Source organism: Pedobacter jeongneungensis (genome assembly GCF_000633455.1).
Taxonomy (GTDB): Bacteria; Bacteroidota; Bacteroidia; order Sphingobacteriales; family Sphingobacteriaceae; genus Pedobacter; species Pedobacter jeongneungensis_A.
This window is the reverse complement of the sequence record NZ_AYMG01000028.1, coordinates 21,566-38,297: the sequence shown is the minus strand read 5'-3', so window position 1 is coordinate 38,297 and position 16,732 is coordinate 21,566. Positions and strand designations below refer to the sequence as shown.

16 protein-coding genes are annotated in these 16,732 nt (G+C 38.3%); 9 read left to right on the top strand and 7 right to left on the bottom strand.

Features of this window, described 5'->3' with window-relative positions:
• The first annotated feature begins 35 nt into the window (after window positions 1-35).
• The gene (locus tag U859_RS0123100) at window positions 36-614 is read left to right on the top strand and encodes a DUF4468 domain-containing protein (protein WP_025145648.1); all 579 of its coding nucleotides are present in this window, start codon (window positions 36-38) and stop codon (window positions 612-614) included.
• A 10-nt stretch (window positions 615-624) separates the two neighbouring features.
• Here the strand turns inward: U859_RS0123100 and U859_RS0123095 are convergent, their stop codons facing one another.
• The gene (locus U859_RS0123095; protein ID WP_025145647.1) at window positions 625-1,092 is read right to left on the bottom strand and encodes an SRPBCC family protein; all 468 of its coding nucleotides are present in this window, start codon (window positions 1,090-1,092) and stop codon (window positions 625-627) included.
• A gap of 479 nt (window positions 1,093-1,571) precedes the next feature.
• Window positions 1,572-2,045 carry a ribonuclease H-like YkuK family protein gene (locus tag U859_RS0123080; protein ID WP_025145645.1) on the bottom strand — a complete coding sequence of 158 codons (474 nt, stop codon included), beginning with the start codon at window positions 2,043-2,045 and terminating at the stop codon, window positions 1,572-1,574.
• A 238-nt stretch (window positions 2,046-2,283) separates the two neighbouring features.
• Between U859_RS0123080 and U859_RS0123075 the strand changes: the two genes are divergently transcribed.
• The 7 genes from U859_RS0123075 (at window position 2,284) to U859_RS0123045 (ending at window position 9,243) form a co-directional block, all read left to right on the top strand.
• Window positions 2,284-2,502, top strand: a complete 219-nt coding sequence (locus U859_RS0123075) for a hypothetical protein (protein ID WP_025145644.1) — start codon at window positions 2,284-2,286, stop codon at window positions 2,500-2,502.
• A 50-nt stretch (window positions 2,503-2,552) separates the two neighbouring features.
• Window positions 2,553-3,857, top strand: coding sequence for a DEAD/DEAH box helicase (locus U859_RS0123070; RefSeq protein WP_025145643.1), 1,305 nt, complete (start codon window positions 2,553-2,555; stop codon window positions 3,855-3,857).
• A 126-nt stretch (window positions 3,858-3,983) separates the two neighbouring features.
• Window positions 3,984-4,217, top strand: coding sequence for a DUF1456 family protein (locus U859_RS0123065; protein WP_029274124.1), 234 nt, complete (start codon window positions 3,984-3,986; stop codon window positions 4,215-4,217).
• The gene (locus tag U859_RS0123060; RefSeq protein WP_025145641.1) at window positions 4,201-6,891 is read left to right on the top strand and encodes an outer membrane beta-barrel protein; all 2,691 of its coding nucleotides are present in this window, start codon (window positions 4,201-4,203) and stop codon (window positions 6,889-6,891) included. The genes U859_RS0123065 and U859_RS0123060 overlap by 17 nt, the downstream gene beginning before the upstream one ends.
• Before the next feature lie 59 nt (window positions 6,892-6,950).
• The gene (locus U859_RS0123055) at window positions 6,951-7,688 is read left to right on the top strand and encodes a GDSL-type esterase/lipase family protein (protein WP_025145640.1); all 738 of its coding nucleotides are present in this window, start codon (window positions 6,951-6,953) and stop codon (window positions 7,686-7,688) included.
• 802 nt (window positions 7,689-8,490) lie between these two features.
• Entirely contained in the window at window positions 8,491-8,838 is a 348-nt protein-coding gene (locus U859_RS0123050; protein ID WP_025145639.1) for a hypothetical protein, read from the top strand.
• A gap of 18 nt (window positions 8,839-8,856) precedes the next feature.
• Entirely contained in the window at window positions 8,857-9,243 is a 387-nt protein-coding gene (locus tag U859_RS0123045; RefSeq protein WP_025145638.1) for a hypothetical protein, read from the top strand.
• A 172-nt stretch (window positions 9,244-9,415) separates the two neighbouring features.
• Here U859_RS0123045 and ettA read toward each other — a convergent pair whose 3' ends face one another.
• The 3 genes from ettA to U859_RS0123030 all read right to left on the bottom strand — a co-directional run bounded on the left by ettA (window position 9,416) and on the right by U859_RS0123030 (window position 13,669).
• The gene (gene ettA / locus U859_RS0123040; RefSeq protein WP_025145637.1) at window positions 9,416-11,095 is read right to left on the bottom strand and encodes an energy-dependent translational throttle protein EttA; all 1,680 of its coding nucleotides are present in this window, start codon (window positions 11,093-11,095) and stop codon (window positions 9,416-9,418) included.
• 224 nt (window positions 11,096-11,319) lie between these two features.
• Window positions 11,320-12,381: an endonuclease/exonuclease/phosphatase family protein gene (locus tag U859_RS0123035; protein ID WP_025145636.1), complete on the bottom strand. Its 1,062-nt coding sequence runs from the start codon at window positions 12,379-12,381 to the stop codon at window positions 11,320-11,322.
• 220 nt (window positions 12,382-12,601) lie between these two features.
• On the bottom strand, window positions 12,602-13,669 hold the full coding sequence (locus tag U859_RS0123030) for an SDR family oxidoreductase (RefSeq protein WP_025145635.1): 1,068 nt from the start codon (window positions 13,667-13,669) through the stop codon (window positions 12,602-12,604).
• A 109-nt stretch (window positions 13,670-13,778) separates the two neighbouring features.
• On the opposite strand from U859_RS0123030, the gene U859_RS0123020 reads away from it, so the two are divergent.
• Window positions 13,779-14,402, top strand: a complete 624-nt coding sequence (locus tag U859_RS0123020) for a Crp/Fnr family transcriptional regulator (RefSeq protein ID WP_240183087.1) — start codon at window positions 13,779-13,781, stop codon at window positions 14,400-14,402.
• A gap of 22 nt (window positions 14,403-14,424) precedes the next feature.
• Here U859_RS0123020 and U859_RS0123015 read toward each other — a convergent pair whose 3' ends face one another.
• Window positions 14,425-14,871: a DUF1569 domain-containing protein gene (locus tag U859_RS0123015; RefSeq protein WP_025145633.1), complete on the bottom strand. Its 447-nt coding sequence runs from the start codon at window positions 14,869-14,871 to the stop codon at window positions 14,425-14,427.
• Between the two features lie 209 nt (window positions 14,872-15,080).
• Window positions 15,081-16,475, bottom strand: coding sequence for a glycosyl hydrolase family 18 protein (locus U859_RS30615; protein WP_025145632.1), 1,395 nt, complete (start codon window positions 16,473-16,475; stop codon window positions 15,081-15,083).
• Between the last annotated feature and the right edge of the window lie 257 nt (window positions 16,476-16,732).

The window sequence follows — 16,732 nt, the reverse complement described above, 5'->3', positions numbered from 1 at the left end:
CTTTAAATATTCGGTTCGTACATTAATCCATTCTAATGAAATACATTATTCTAATTTTTTTAGTCGCTTTTTCAATTGATCTTTCTGCCCAGCAAAAACAGTTTTCCAAAGATGATAACGGTAAATTTATTTACTATAAAGTGGTAGATTCTCAATCGTTGAGTAAAGATACCTTGTTGCAAAGGGCAAAATCTTTTGTTAATGTGGCCTATAAAAAATCGATGAAGGCAGAAAGCATTACTGATACTTCTATTTTGGCAAAAGGAACTATGGTAATCGACAAAACCATTTTAGTTGCCGGGCATCCAAGTGGCGAAGTGAGCTATAATTTTGTATTTGAAGCACGTAATGGAAAATACAGGTTTTGGTTAACCGATCTGTTGTATATTCCATATCAGCGCGATCGTTATGGGAATTTTGTTGCCACAACTAAAATAGGCACGCCACTAGAGCTTGCTCCTGGTAAACTTAATGCAGGTGCATGGAAAGATGTTGTAAACAGCACCTATAATAAAATAGAGAAGTTTGGTAATGAATTTAAAAAGTATTTAGCTACTGATAAGGCAGAAAAAGCCAAAAAGAAAACAGAAACCATTTCTACTAAAAAGTGGTAGTAGCGTTAAGTTAAAACTTGCCAAATAATTCTTCAACCTTTTGATAACGGAACTTAAAAATCTCGTTGATTTTATTGTTTACGATTACTGCATTTGCGATGCTGCCAATCGGTCCCCAGCCGATGCTGTAGTGTAAGGTATCATGCATTAAAACTCCGCCATCTATTTTTTCGAAATGGTGCTGGTGGTGCCAAAAGGCAAAAGGGCCGAAACGCTGTTCATCTATAAAATATTCTTTATCCTTAACATGCGTAATTTCGGTTACCCAACTTAACTTAATTCCAAAAAGAGGGGAGACCTTGTAAGTAATAATTAAACCAGGATACATTTTGGTATTGGCCATATTTGGCGAGGTAACATCAAAGGTCATGTCTTTTGGAGTAATTTCTGCCAGGTTTAAGGGCGAAGAGAAAAAGTCCCATGCAGTATCTAAATCTATTGGAAGTTTCTGCGTAAATTCTAATCTGTAAGTTTTCATTACTTGTTTTAAAAAGACAACAGTAAAGATGCGTTTTTGTTGCGGATTTAACTGCAAAGTTTGCAAAGGGAAACGCAAAGATCGCAGCGTTGGTCGCTATAGATTCGTCATTCCCGTGCAGGTAAGAATCCATTAAGGAGAAAACAAAAAAAATATTGTCATGCTGAGGGATAATTTATTTTATAAAAATCAATACCAGGGACAGATTTTTTTGACAAATGCTAGTCTGCAAGAGGTCGTCATTGCAAGAAAGGCTTTTTCAGCTGACGAAGCAATGACGACCGCATTAATGGGGCTGTCAATGGTAGTCTGTCAAAGAACAGGTTATTTTTATTTTTGACTAAAAAAGGTCTTCGACAGGCTCAGACTGACAACAACTGATGTTTAGCTAAATGATATTGGCAATGATGGCATTAGGCTTAGTACCTCTGAGTTCCGGACTAACTCCATCATCCCTCTTACATCCCACATTTTCCATCCTAATGCACCATCTTATCCGCACAGGTAGAGCTGGCAAATGCTTCTGGCTTGGCCTTGAAAATAAAGCCCATACTTAAAATATAACCCATGGCATCATTTAGCGCTTTGTTTGATTTAAAGGATGGACTGGTGTTGATGTCGGCATGTACTTCAAGTGCTACATCATAAATATCAAGTAAATCGCAGATAGAATAAGCTGTTTCGATCGATTTTTGCACTTCCATCAACATTCTTTCCTTAATGCTTACCTGTTGTGTGCTTTTCTCCTGGTGGATGTACATAAAACCACCATGATGTTCTCTTAACAATACAATTACGGTTGCAAAATCCGTTGTTGCGCCTTTTACCTGGGAATCGGTTCCGATACAAACTTTAAGTTTAAAACCGTTTTCGGTTTCTCTGATAATCGCTTTTTCTACTTCTTCGAGGATTGAAGACTGAATAACTTCGCCACTAAATTTTTTCCACGTCATACATTATGTTTTTTGAGGTTAATTCCAAAGGAATCCCCTTTGGGACAAATGGTAATCAGGTTTTTATAAAAATAAGTGCTATAAATTAAATATGTGTTAAGTGTAGATTGTTTATTTGCTAACAAAAAGTTAGTTATCAACAAGTTAGTGATAATATTTCAGATCGGTCTTTAAATTATTGAAACAAATCATTTATAGGGTCGTTAAATATGAGTACATTCATTAAAAATTCTTAATTATGAGAGCAGAACTAATTCAAGAACTTCAATTATTACAAAATAGCAGGGCCAATAAATTTGCGGATGAACTGGCTGACAGGATTTTATCATCAGTTGATGCCGTTAATGAAAAAGTGCAGTCATCAATGTCTAAACGCGGCAATATGCTGATGTTGTTAGATAAGACGTTAAATTTTTCTACCCTACGCAAACTCAGAAACAGGTTTTTTAAACCTTAACCAGGAGCCTGGTTTTTGCCCTGAAGAGAAATGATTACCTTTATGGCGGAATGATAGAAAATGCTTTAAAAAAATTAAATATTTCTGCACTTAACGAGATGCAGGAAGCTTCTTTACATGCAGTTAAAACCGGTAAAGATGTAATATTGATTGCGCCAACGGGTTCAGGGAAAACGTTGGCCTTTTTATTGCCTTTACTTTCCAATTTAAAAAGCGGAGTTAAGGGCGTTCAGGCTTTGGTTTTGGTGCCTTCGAGAGAACTTGCCCTGCAAATTGAGCAGGTTTTTAAACAAATGGGTACTTCTTTTAAAGTAAACTGCTGTTATGGAGGTCATGCCGTTAGGATAGAGAAAAATAACCTTGCCCATCCACCCGCAGTTTTGATCGGTACGCCAGGTAGGATCGCTTATCATTTGGAACATCAGAATTTTGACGAATCTTTTATCGAAACTTTGGTTTTGGATGAATTTGATAAGTCGCTGGAGTTCGGTTTTGAAAATGATATGTCTTATATCATCGGCTCACTTCTTTCCTTAAAGCAACGGATATTAACTTCGGCAACTAAAATGGATGAGATTCCTGGTTTTGTGAAAATCAAGATGCCGGTTGAAGTCGATTTTTCAAAGAATGTAGAAGCCAAGCCAGATTTAAAGCTCAAAAAAATAACTACCCCGGCTGATGAAAAGCTGGATTATCTTTTCAGGCTATTAAGTAAAATAGGCGATAAAAATACATTGGTTTTCTGTAATCACAGGGAAACTGTTGACCGCATTAGCGATCTGCTTTTTGAAAATGGCTTAGGGCATGATGTTTTTCATGGCGGTATGGAGCAGTTCGACCGAGAAAAGGCTTTGTTAAAATTTAGAAACGGCAGTCACAGGATTTTAATTACAACCGATCTTGCTGCCCGCGGCCTTGATATCCCCGAGGTAGAGCATATTGTGCATTATCAATTGCCTTATACCGAAGATGCTTATATTCATCGCAATGGCAGAACCGCACGTATGCATGCCAAAGGAACGGCTTATGCCATTTTAACTACTGAAGAAAATTATAAATATTTACCTGATGACATTGAAGAAGAAGTTCTATCAGACAAGTATAAACTGCCCGAAGCAAGCGATTGGGTAACTTTATACCTGGCCCATGGCAAAAAAGATAAAATTAATAAGATTGATATCGTGGGTTTATTTTTGCAAAAGGGTAATTTGGCAAAAGAAGATCTTGGATTGATCGAAGTTAAAGATACCACCAGTTATGTGGCCGTTAAAAGAAGCAAAGTAGAAAAACTGTTAAAAGATTTAAGCGGCGAAAAAATTAAAGGGAAAAAACTTAAATTAGAAATTGCGAGTTAGAGAGAAGTCTGGAGTCCGCAGTCGGAAGTCTGGATAGCCAAATTAAAAGTTTTAAGCATTTTGCAACATTAAACATTCCAACTTTTAAACACTCACTCATTTAATCATCCCATCATTAAAATAAGCATGAGCAACAACGATATATTAAAAAAATTAAGAGTAGCCTTATCATTAAAAACAGAAGATATTATCACCATTTGCGACCTTGTTGGCTTTAAGGTAACCAAAGCAGAACTGGGCGATATTTTCAGGAATGAAGATCATGAGAATTTTAAACCTTGTGGCGATCAGATCCTGCGTAATTTTTTAAATGGTCTGGTAATTTATAAAAGAGGTCCGAGGGATGAGAAAAAGCAATAATTTATGCTTTTTATTATTTTTTATACTGATTACTTTCTCCTTTAACGCTCTCGCTCAGTCTCAGTTTAAAATAAGCGGCAAAGTAATCGATTCTTTAAAAAAGCCCATTGAGGGTGTAAGTATCCGATTGATTACTGATAAAGATACCCTTCGTGCAAATGCGGATTCGAAGGGCAATTTTACATTTCTAAAAGTAAGCCACAACAAATTCTACCTTAGCATTACGGCATTGGGTTATAAACCTTATGCATCACTTTACGAAATTGAATCTTCGAAAAAAGGCTCCGATCTGGATCCCATTATGCTCAGGGCCGAAAGCATCAAGTTGGAAGATGTAGAAGTGAAAGTAAAAGTGGATCCCATTAAAATCAAAAAAGATACCATCGAATACAATGCCGGCGCCTATACCATAAGGGAAAATGATAAAGTAGAAGATCTGCTTAAGCAATTGCAGGGCATTGAGGTTGATGATAAAGGCGCTGTTACGGCAATGGGGAAAAAAATGACCAAGCTGCGGGTTAACGGTGAAGATTTTTTTACCAGTAATGTAGAAGATTACATCAGGCAGTTGCCGGCAGATATTATTGCCAAACTTCAGGTAATAGATGATTATGGTGATGAAGCTAATTTTACCGGCATCAAAACCGGCACACCACAAAAAATGCTGAATTTGGTTACTAAACCTGGTATGGATAAGGGTGTTTTTGGTGGGATGAACATGAGCTCGGCTACTAATAACGCGCATAATTTAGGTGTTAATGGCAGTATTTGGAAAAAAACAAAACAGATCGGTTTTGGCGGTCGCTATGGTATTACCAACAATGAATTTACCCAAATGAATAACGGAGGTTTAAATGGTAACATCAGGGATAAAATTTCGAAAGAATTTAGCGTTAACGGGAGTTATAATTTTAGTAACGGTACTAACAAATCCATTCAGAGCAATTACCTCGAAACCTTTAACCCACAGGGAACCATTTATGATTTAAGGGAAAGTGCGAGTAAATCGAATTCTTTAAACAATAATATTAACCTCGGTTTAAACGGTGCTACAAAAAAGAACTATTTCAATGCCTCACTGGCTGGCTCTTTAGCAGATACCCGAAATGATGCTTTTTCTACCTCTAATAAAACCGGATATATTAAGCAGGACCTGAGCTCTAATTCAGGTTCACGTAACAGCAATCCAAATCTTAACGGCAGCATTAACTGGTCGAGGCGTTTGGCCAATAACAAACGCTCACTTTCCATGGGCTTTAATTTTGGAACCAACGGTGGAAATACCAACAGTACGATTAATGATATTATCCGTTACTACAACGAAACCACTAATGTACTGGTTAAAGATTCGTTATTAAATCGTTTGGTAGAAAATAATACTTCAAGCTCTAATTTTGGCGGGAACATTCAGTTTTCAAATTCCTTAAAAAAAGCGAAGGATAGTACCGGCTACAGTTTTATCAATTTTTCCTACCGTTTTTCGGTCAGCAGGAGCCAGAACTTGCAAACCACCACAGTTACCAATCCGTTTGGGAACCGTTTTGTAGTGGATTCGCTGGGGCAGGATTATGTTTCCAATTTTATCAATCAGAACATCAGTGTCGGTTACAATACCAATAGCAACAAGATCAGTTATAATTTTGGGCTTAATTTTTCGCCGAGCATCATTATCGGTAAATATCAGAATACCGGACAGGAACTTAAAAATTATCAGTTGAATTTTTCGCCATCGGCTAATTTAAGTTACCAGATTAAAGACAATGGAAATCTAAGCTTTGGGTACAATGGTTACACCAACTCACCCGATTTTAACAAACTGCAACCGGTTAGGAACAATAACGATGTACAGAATCTGATTATTGGTAACCCTGATCTGAAAGCAACATCGAGCCACACGGCCGATCTGAGTTATAACAAATTCGGACTAAAATCTGGATTGAGTATTATGGCTGGTTTATCAGGTACTTTTGCCATTAACAGTGTGGTAAGTAATACGGTTTTTCTCAGGGATACGTTGAACAGTTTAAAACAACAAACTACCTACGAAAATGTGAATGGTATTTATAATGTGGGCGGAAATTATTCTTTCAACAAAAGGATGCTTGACAACAAATTGTCCTTATCTATAAATGGAAATATAGCTTACAGCCACAATGTTTTTTATACCGATAATATATTAAATAGGAGTAGCGGCATTAATGTTTCGAATGCATTCAGGTTTAACCTCAACGAGAAAAAATATTCTTTTAATACCAGCGCATCCTATAGTTTCAGCTCTAATACTTATTCTGTAATGAACCAGAACATTAAAAATGTGCAGGTTTTGGCTTTAAGCGGAAGTGCCAGCTGGATTCCCAGCAAGCGATTTCGGGTAAATGCATCGGCCTCTAAAAGTTTAAATTTTGGTTATAGTTTATATGCCGGAAACCCTTTATTGGTGAATATGGGATTAAATACTTCCTTTCTTAAAGGTAATAAACTGCTTTTCTCTGTCCAGGCGAACGATCTGTTTAACCAGGGGGCACTTTTTAGTACCAGCATTACCAATAACTCCATCTCTGAGAACAGAACGAGGTTTATCAGCCGCTTTGTACAGGCTACCCTGAGTTATAACCTAAGCCAGTTTGGGAATAGAAAAAGCAAAACGAATGGTAACTTTAATGGCGACGAATAAAATAAGTAAGCCTAAATTATTTAGTTTAGCACTTCGCCCGCTTACCTATTAAATATCCGATGAAAAGTAAATTCTTGATTTTTATTTTGCTGATTTCTACAGGCAGTTTGTTTGCTCAGGCTCAGAAAACAGATTCTTTAAACAATAAACCTAAAAAAGAAAACTTTGCCGATGATTGGGCGGCCCTTACTAAATACCAGAAAGAGAACGAGCTTTTGCCGCCCCCAAACCGAAAAGAAAAGCGGGTGGTATTTTTAGGGAGTTCGATTTTCGAATTCTGGAAGCAAAAAGATCCTGAATATTTTAACAATAATGCTTACCTGGATAGGGGCATAAGCGGACAAATTTCGCCGCAGTTACTGATCCGTTTCAGACAGGATGTGATTAACCTTAAACCAAAAGTAGTGATTATTTTGGCGGGAAGTAATGATATTTCGGGCAATACAGGGCACGTAACGAACGAAAAGATTATGAACAACATTAAATCAATGGCAGAACTGGCCCGAGTACACCACATTAAAGTAATACTGTGTAAGTATTTACCTGTTTACCAATACCCATGGAACAAAAACATTGAACCTGCTGAGATTATTGTTTCTTTAAATGAAATGATTGCTACTTATGCAAAGGAGAAAAATTATACCGTTTTAGATTACTGGACACCATTGGTTGATGAACGTAAGGGGCAACGGCCCGAATTAACGGTTGATGGTGTTCATCCCAACCTGGCTGGCTACAAAATAATGGAGGGCGTAACCGATGTTGCCATTAAAAAAGCACTGAAAAACAGGCGCTAGACGGTCATTGGTTCATTAGCCATTGGTTCATTGGTTGGCGTGGTGCAGAAGTACTCAGTGAATAAAAAATCATTATTAATGCCTTTCGACTCCGCTACCATTGACAGCTTTAGAAAGGTCGTCATTGCGAGGAGGAACGACGAAGCAATCTTTCCTGCTAGCGATCCTTGTTAGAAAGATTGCTTCGTCGGCTGAAAAAGCCCTCTCGCAATGACGAATTTGGCGGCCTATCATTGCGCTAAGATTCTTCTGTCATTTATATTGATTTTTATAAAATAAATTATCCCTCAGGGTGACAAACGCGTGGGTATTCCGTGTTTTCTGTGAATCTGTGGCTGAAAGTTCATTGGTTCATTAGCCATTCGTTCATTGGTTGGCGTGGCGCAGAAGTACTCAGTGAATAAAAAATCATTATTAATGCCTTTCGACTCCGCTACCATTAACAGATTTAGAAAGGTCGTCAGCCAATAGTTCATTGGTTAGAATGCTGCAAAAAGAATCTGTGTTTTCTATGAAAAGAAACGTTGTCATCTCGACCGAAGCAACGCGGAGTGGAGAGATCTGCCTCGATAAATTTAGCTTGACTAAGTAATTCGTGGTTCTCGCTTCGCTCGGATAGCGGGATCTATTTTTATTTTGTGAATTTTCAATAATATTTGAAAGTTTAATAAATTTAATTTAGCTTTACATCGTGAAAGGGAAATGAGATAGAAAGATTTACAAAATGCCTTAAAAGAGGCTTATTTTTTTAGTCTATATTTTCATTTTTTACTGAAAGTTGTATAATTGAAAAATCTTTGTTATGGATTACAATATACTTGGATATGGCATTTTTATAACGGTTATCGTATTCATCATTGTGGTGGTAGGGAAGATCTGTTACCGGAACGGAAATATCTTTGTTGCCGAACTTATTCCCGATCATTTGGACCTCTGTCAACAGATTAATAAATCCCTTTTGGTTTCTTATTACCTGGTAAACATTGGCTATTGTGCCATGACTTTGGTAGGCTGGGAAACGATCCGCTCGTCGCAACAGTTGGTAGAAGTAATGGCAATAAAAGTGGCCACCATTGTGTGCATCCTGTCTGTTCTTCATTATTTAAATATCTATTTGCTTACCAATACCATACATAAATTAATAAAATAACAACCTAAACTTTTCATTATGGAAACGACAAAAATTTTAATCGGCTATGCAGTTTATTTACCAATTGCACTTTTTCTGACTTTTTATGTTTCAAAAACGCTGTTTAAAAACAGTAAGATATATATGCTGGATATTTTTAAAGGAAGGGAGGAAATCGCGAATGCCACCAATAAACTTTTCGAAACAGGCTTTTACCTGCTTAATATCGGTTTCGCATTGTTGATTATGAAAATTACAATAAGTGCAAACGATTACCGCAGTTTAGTTGAGGCACTAAGTTCTAAAATAGGTGGTTTTGCCATTTACTTAGGGATTATGCTGTTCATCAACCTGTATTTCTTTTTCAGAGGAAAACGCAAAGCGAAAGAAAACCAAAGACCAGCACCATTTCAACCATCTATATAATAGTTTAGATAAGGGGTGTATTATAAATATAGTTTTGTCATCCTGAGCCTGTCGAAGGAGCCAGTTAATTAATTGCAAGGCGTATCGACGGGCTCAACGTGACAGGTAACAGAATCTTTTCAAAATAACGTCTCTCAAACAAAAAAGTCCCGATTTTTATCGGGACTTTTTATTAATCTAGTTTTTTATACCGGATGCGTTTCGGTGTAACATCACCCAAACGTTTTTTGCGGTTTTCCTCATAATCTGAGTAGTTACCTTCAAAGAAATAAACTTCAGAGTTGCCTTCGAAAGCAAGGATGTGCGTACAGATCCTATCTAAGAACCACCTGTCGTGACTGATTACCACCGCGCAACCGCCAAAGTTTTCTAAAGCCTCTTCCAATGCACGTAATGTATTTACATCGATATCGTTGGTAGGCTCATCCAGTAACAATACGTTTGCACCTTTTTTCAACGTGATCGCCAGGTGTACACGGTTACGCTCTCCGCCAGATAAAATGCCTACTTTTTTCTGCTGATCGCCGCCATTGAAGTTGAATTTCGATACATAAGCACGTCCGTTAACCGCTTTAGTACCCAATTGTATATTGTCTAAACCATCGGTAATATTTTCGTACACCGTTTTATCGGCATCCAGGTCATTGTGCATCTGATCCACATAACCCAGCTCTACAGTTTCACCAACACGGAAAGTACCTGCATCTGCCTCTTCCTGTCCGGTAATTAAACGGAATAAAGTGGTTTTACCTGCACCATTGGGGCCGATGATACCCACAATACCTGCCGGAGGTAATGAAAAGTTTAAATTATCGAATAATATTTTGTCGCCATAAGCTTTGGTTACATTCGTTGCTTCGATGACAACATTACCCAAACGAGGACCTGCGGGAATAAATAGTTCTAATTTATCTTCCCTTTCTCTGCCATCTTCTGAGGCTAATTTATCATAGTTGGCTAAACGTGCTTTAGATTTTGCGTGACGTGCTTTTGGGGCCATGCGTACCCATTCTAACTCACGCTCCAAAGTTTTCTGGCGTTTGCTCTCGGTTTTCTCTTCCTGAGATAAACGTTTTGCTTTTTGATCTAACCAACTGCTGTAATTTCCTTTCCATGGAATACCTTCGCCACGGTCTAACTCTAAAATCCATCCCGCAACATTATCCAGGAAATACCTATCGTGGGTAACAGCAATAACGGTTCCTTCGTAATTTTGTAAAAACTGCTCTAACCAATCGATACTTTCGGCATCCAAGTGGTTGGTAGGTTCATCCAGTAACAATACATCAGGATGTTGAAGCAATAAACGGCACATGGCTACACGGCGGCGCTCACCACCTGATAATACTCCGATTTTAGTTTCAGGATCAGGACAACGTAAGGCATCCATCGCTCTTTCTAATTTCGAATCGATTTCCCAGGCACCTAACGCATCAATTTTATCCTGAAGTTCGCCCTGTCTGGCCATTAACTTATCCATCTTATCAGCATCAGAATAGTTTTCTTCTAAGCCAAAAGCTTCATTCACTTCTTCGTACTCTTTTAAAATGGCGGTTACTTCGGCAACACCTTCTTCCACAACTTCGCGTACGGTTTTTTCAGGATCCAGGATCGGCTCCTGTGCTAAATAACCAACAGAGTAACCCGGTGAAAAAACCACCTCGCCTTGATAAGATTTATCTAAACCGGCAATAATTTTTAAAAGGGACGACTTACCAGAACCGTTTAAACCGATTACCCCGATTTTAGCACCGTAAAAGAATGAAAGGTAAATATTTTTTAAAACCTGTTTTTGTGGCGGGTAAATTTTATTTACACCTGCCATTGAAAAGATTATTTTTTCGTCAGACATTATAAGATATGTGATTTAATTAGTTTAATGTTTTTCTATAAGATGGATAAGGTAGGATATACCGAATTGTTTACAAAGATAAAAACAACGGGGCCATAACAAAATGGTTTGTTTACCTTATTTATTCCTACTGCTAACATTCTCAAGCTTAAACTAAACTGGTCTTAGCTTAAAGCTAAGACCAAAATTCATATCAGTCTAATGTGTCATGACAGACAATTATATTATTTATCTGCCTGTTTATTGATGATCATGCCCAGGTAATCTTCTGCATGGTCCGTATTCATTTCGACCCACAATGGCAGGTGATCGCTCATTTGATATGTTTTGAAATCATTAAATTCTTTATCGGTTATAACCGGAGCGCTGATATGTTTTGCTATCCGATCTTTGTAAGTATCAAAATTATTGAAAACCGTTTTGTAGAAGTCAAAAATTCCTGCATTCTTAAAGGTGATGTCGTTGAATTTATTATAGTATAAGATCTGATCGTAAATTTTATCCTGCTTTACATTACTACCCGGAAGTTTATTCTTGAGTATCGCATCAGGAATCTTAAATGAGGAGGATGTTGCTGCCTTGTAGGTATCACTTAATGTATCCTCAATATTGAAATCGCCAAGTACGAACAGGTTATTTGAACGTTCTTTCTCTATATAATTCTTTTTCAGAAACCCGGTCAAGTTTTCAATTTCTGTTACCCTTCTTTTGTATTCATCTGAAGTTTTTGAGGCTTTTCCATAGTAGATATGAACCGTACAGATATCGAATTTTAGCCATCCTGACTGAAAACGTATCATATAAGGTGCCCTTGCAAATGCATTTTTATAGTTTTCGCCCGGAAGAATAATTTGTCCGGCTACGTTCTTAAACGAAACGGTGCGTTTATCATAAAGAAAGGCCATTCTTTCGCGGTTACCCGAAACGCCATCGGTTACCAAACTTATGAAGCTTCCCCAGTCGTTGCCCAGTATTTTGCAAATGTTGTTAAAATCTGTCAAATCATCGCGCACTTCCTGGATGGCGATCAAATCGAACCGGGAAATAACCTCTGCAATATAGTATAGCGACTCACGCATTCTGCCATTATACTTGGTATTGCCAAACTCTCTGATATTCCAGGTTCCAAGTATGAGGTTTCCTGTCAATTTTTTTTCAGGGATTCCATCTTTGGATGATAACGACTTTCTTAGGTCGACAATATTTTTAATTACCGAATCGCGGTCTGTTTTGTCCTCAATAAAAAGCGTTTGCTCTTTTCTGGGATTTAGATAAAAATAATTCATAACGATGTTTGGTTTTTTAGATTGGTTACACTAAAGTTAACCATCTTAACATTCGTTATGTAGCGTGAAACCACCCTAATTTTTGTAATTTTAATTAGTCTTTTGTGTGGCTTTTATTGCTGGTTATCGCGTTCTGTTCAATAATTCTATATATGATGGTGCATAAATCAATCATCATAATCGATTTATGCATTTTTCACTTGCGCCTTAGTGATAGTATTTAAGGAATTAATTTCTTTGCACTTAGTTTTTTAAATAAGTCAAAAAACGATTCCTCGGTGTCTTGAAAAACAGTGAACCCTAGTTTTCTACTTTTCGACATATCGGTCATCACTTCAATTGGTCGCCCCAAATCAAGGTCGGTATGCCAGGCTGATGCCAAACGGCTCAAGTCTGTTTCTTTTAAGTGATATTTCTCCGCAATCTGTTTCCAGATATCAGAATCGTTAGCCATTTCTAGCTCCAAAGGTTGTATTTTATTATTATATCCTTCAGCTTCTATATCGAAATAAGCTGCTATACATTTCCATAACCTGCTCCAGCGGAACACATCTCCGTTAACCACATTGAAAGCTTCGTTACGGGCTACATCTGTGGTAGAAGCCCAGATCAGGTGTTCGGCCAATACCCTGGCGTCGGTAACATCAGAGAGGCCATTCCATTGTGCAGCTGAGCCCGGCCATTTAAACGGACGACCTGTTTCCTTGCAGATGGAGGCATACACGGCCAGTGTAGTTCCTAAGTTCATGGCATTACCAACTGCTTTACCAATAACAGTATGTGGCCTGTGGATGCTCCAGGTAAAACCGTCGCGTGCTGCTGCGGCATATACTTCGTCTTCCTGTGCATAATAAAAATTCTCAAGATCTAGCCTGGGGTGTTCTTCTCTTAGAGGTGTTTCAGGTAAAAAACCTTCTTTGGCATAGGCATCAAATGGACCGAGATAGTGTTTTAATCCGGTTACCAATGCAACATGCTCAACCGATCCTTTTTCTGATAGCACATCTAAAAGATTACGAACCATCAAACTGTTTACCCTGATGTTTTCAGCTTCGGTATCGTTGCGCATCCAGGTGGTGATATAAACATGGGTAGGAGCGATACTGCCTAAGGCTGATTTAAGGCTGGTAATATCTAAAAGATCTGCCGCAACGGGGTTAAGCTGCCCAATTTCTGTATTTGGTGTCCGGGCCAGACCATAGGTTTCCCAGCCTTTTGAAATCAGGCTTTCGGCCAGGTTACTTCCGGTTATACCACTTGCGCCAACCACTAATGCTATTTTACTCATGATGTTATAATTTTAAGCAAAATTAGTCCTGTTAAGGTAATCCATACTTGACCTGGATCAGATAATGAACTTGATCTGGATCAAGAAATCAACAATGAGTGTTCTTACAATGAAAAATTTATCTTTGCCTACAGTAAAGATTATTTCGCCCATGATTAATGTACTTTTCAAACATATTGAGGAAAAAGTTGCGCTTACAGATAAGGACCGGGCGGAAATACAAACCTTTTTTTCGCCTAAAAAATTAAGGAGGCGTCAGTATTTGCTGCAAGCAGGCGATGTTTGCCAGCACCTTACCTTTGTGTGCAAAGGGCTCCTTCGCACTTATAATGTAGATGACAAAGGTGACGAACATATGAGTATTTTTGGATGGGAAGGCTGGTGGTTATCTGATTTCAATAGCTTTTTATCAGGTGAGCCTGCCCTGTTTAATATTGATGCGATAGAAGATTCGGAACTCTTTATGATTTCGCGGGCCGATTATGATGCTTTAACAATAGCTGTTCCTATCATGGACCGATATTTCCGCATACTTTATCAAAATAGTTTAGTTACTAAAGAGCGGAGATTGATGAGTTCCATTACGCATAGTGCCGAAGAAAAGTATCTCTTACTGGCTGAATCGAATCCGCAGATCATTGAACGTATACCCCAGCATCTCATTGCATCATATCTCGGAATTGCACCCGAAACGCTTAGCCGTATTAAAAGGAATCTGGCTTTCAGAAAATAAAGAAATCCTGCTATCGGTTTTTCTAAACATTAAACTGACGGAGATGATGGTCGGTATGTTTATAAACCAGCTGGCCAACCTGCTCATGGCTTAGTTTACCAAAAAAGGAATGTACAATTTCATGCTTTGGAGGATTTGCATATTCATTCAACAAGGCAACCCATTTTTTTCTTTCGCTTTCTATATCACCGCTTTTTTCTTTGACTTTAAGCTGGTTAAGGGTGGGCGTTTTCTGTTTGATTGGACTTTCATCCTGTGTAAATTCTTTGAGTGCCATTTTCCCGAACAGCCTGCCTAAAAATACACGTTGATATTTATTTTTGCCCAACATCATTTCTTCGTATATTCTACAGTGTTTCAACATCTGGTAGAGGTTCATTTTTCCCCATAAAGCAACACTGTTTTTATTAAGGGTCTCAATCCGGTCAATCAATTGTATCCGAACAGTTTCATCAAATATTGTTTTCATGGCTTTGTTTTATTTTCTTATCAAAGCTATAGAACCAGATCTGCATGTATGGGGTATAAAACAGCCAATTATAGGGCATTCTGAGCCAGATTAATAAACTGATAATAATAAATTAATGTGGGTTTTTCGAAATTATTCATGCGGAACCGAATGATTCCGCATGAATTTACGATTAGATAGAAGGCAGTTAAGTTTAGCTTGTTTTATCATTAGTTTTTAGAAAAGTACTCCCAGCCAGAAGCAGTAGCACGGGTACAAGTCATGGCTTGTGTACCATTTTCGCTCGAAAGATATTTTCCATTGTTGCCCTTAAAAGCAATTTTGCCATCCGCTGCAACCACCCAGTCGAATTTTTCCCAATCGCTGATGGTGGCACGGCTACACGTAACAGCCTGTGTGCCGTTTTCTGATGATACATATTTACCCATACTTCTTAAAGCCACTTTACCGCCGCCGGCATCTATAACGGTAAAGCGTTCAGTAGATGTGGCTGTGGTGGTGTTACAGGTCATAGCAGCCGTACCGTTTTGTCCACTCACATATTTGTTGTTGAAACCTTTTAGCGAAATTACCGTACCGTAAGGAATACTCGATCCGCCATTATTTACGCGGGCAATTATGGCCTCATTAATGGCGCTAAGTAACGAATTACCCCCTGTAGCATCCGCGTTCAGGTCCCAGATCATGATTCCACCGGTACGGTCGTATGCCAGGTTCGTTTTACTTTTGATGGTAGGAATGCCGTTGTAGCCAATATTACCAAAGGTATCTGAATTTGGACTTCCGCCCTGAGCAAGAATATCTTTATAATCAAGGTATGAAGAAGATGAGCGGCCATAAAAAGGTACACCTAAAGTAGTTTTAGCCGCAGAAAGTCCTCTGCCTTGCCAATAATTGATGGAGTTTACCGCATAATTATAGGTAGAGTGGTTAGCACCGCCACCATCATAAGCCATCAGGTTAAGGAAATCAACCGCAGTAAAAACGGCGTTCTGGATACTTCCGCCATTCTCAGAAACTACCGCTGCGGTAAGCAGTTTTCCGTTGTTATGCAATGCTGTACTTAACTGTTGCATCAGGAGTGTATAGTTATTGGCCGAGCTTCCGTTATCTGGATACTCCCAGTCAATATCCACCCCATCCAGGTTATACTGACTTACGAAACTGATCATATTATTAGTGAAATTGGTTCGGTAGGTTGAATTCGCAGCCAGGCTTTCAAAAGCACTATCATTCCCATTATTCCATCCGCCAACGGCTATAAGCACTTTTACACCTGCGGCATGCCCGGAGCTAACCAGGCTTTGCAATTTGGAAGGGTTTTCTACAGGTTGCAATCCACCAGTTGAATTTGGCAGTACGAAAGCATAGTTTACATGGGTAAGTTTGCTAAACTGAATCTGGTTAACAGCTCCGGCCCACGAAGGCATATAACCCACCACCCTGAAGGAGGTACCCGCAATAAGCGAGCTAACGGCCATTTCCTTTTTTTTGCCTTCAAATAGATCGGTTTCCTGTTCAGGATTCATTTCCGATTTTTTACAGGAATAAAGAACAGTAAGGGCCAGCAATGTGCCAAGCCATGTTTTTGTTGCATTTCTCATCAGTTTTTTAATTAATTGGTTAGTGATTTATTTAGGTTATTTATCTGATCATTATTGTGATAAGTCTTGTTTAGGATATGACCAAAGCATAGTTCTACAGCTCACCATACAAAGTATTGATGCCCAATAACCTAATTCCGATACCTTATCTATACTAATGTAAAATTATTACACGGCTTGTGTGGTTTTAATATTACGTAATTGTAGCTTATCTTTATTGTAAAGCAGTTCTAACGATTGAAATAGTTTAGGGGAGT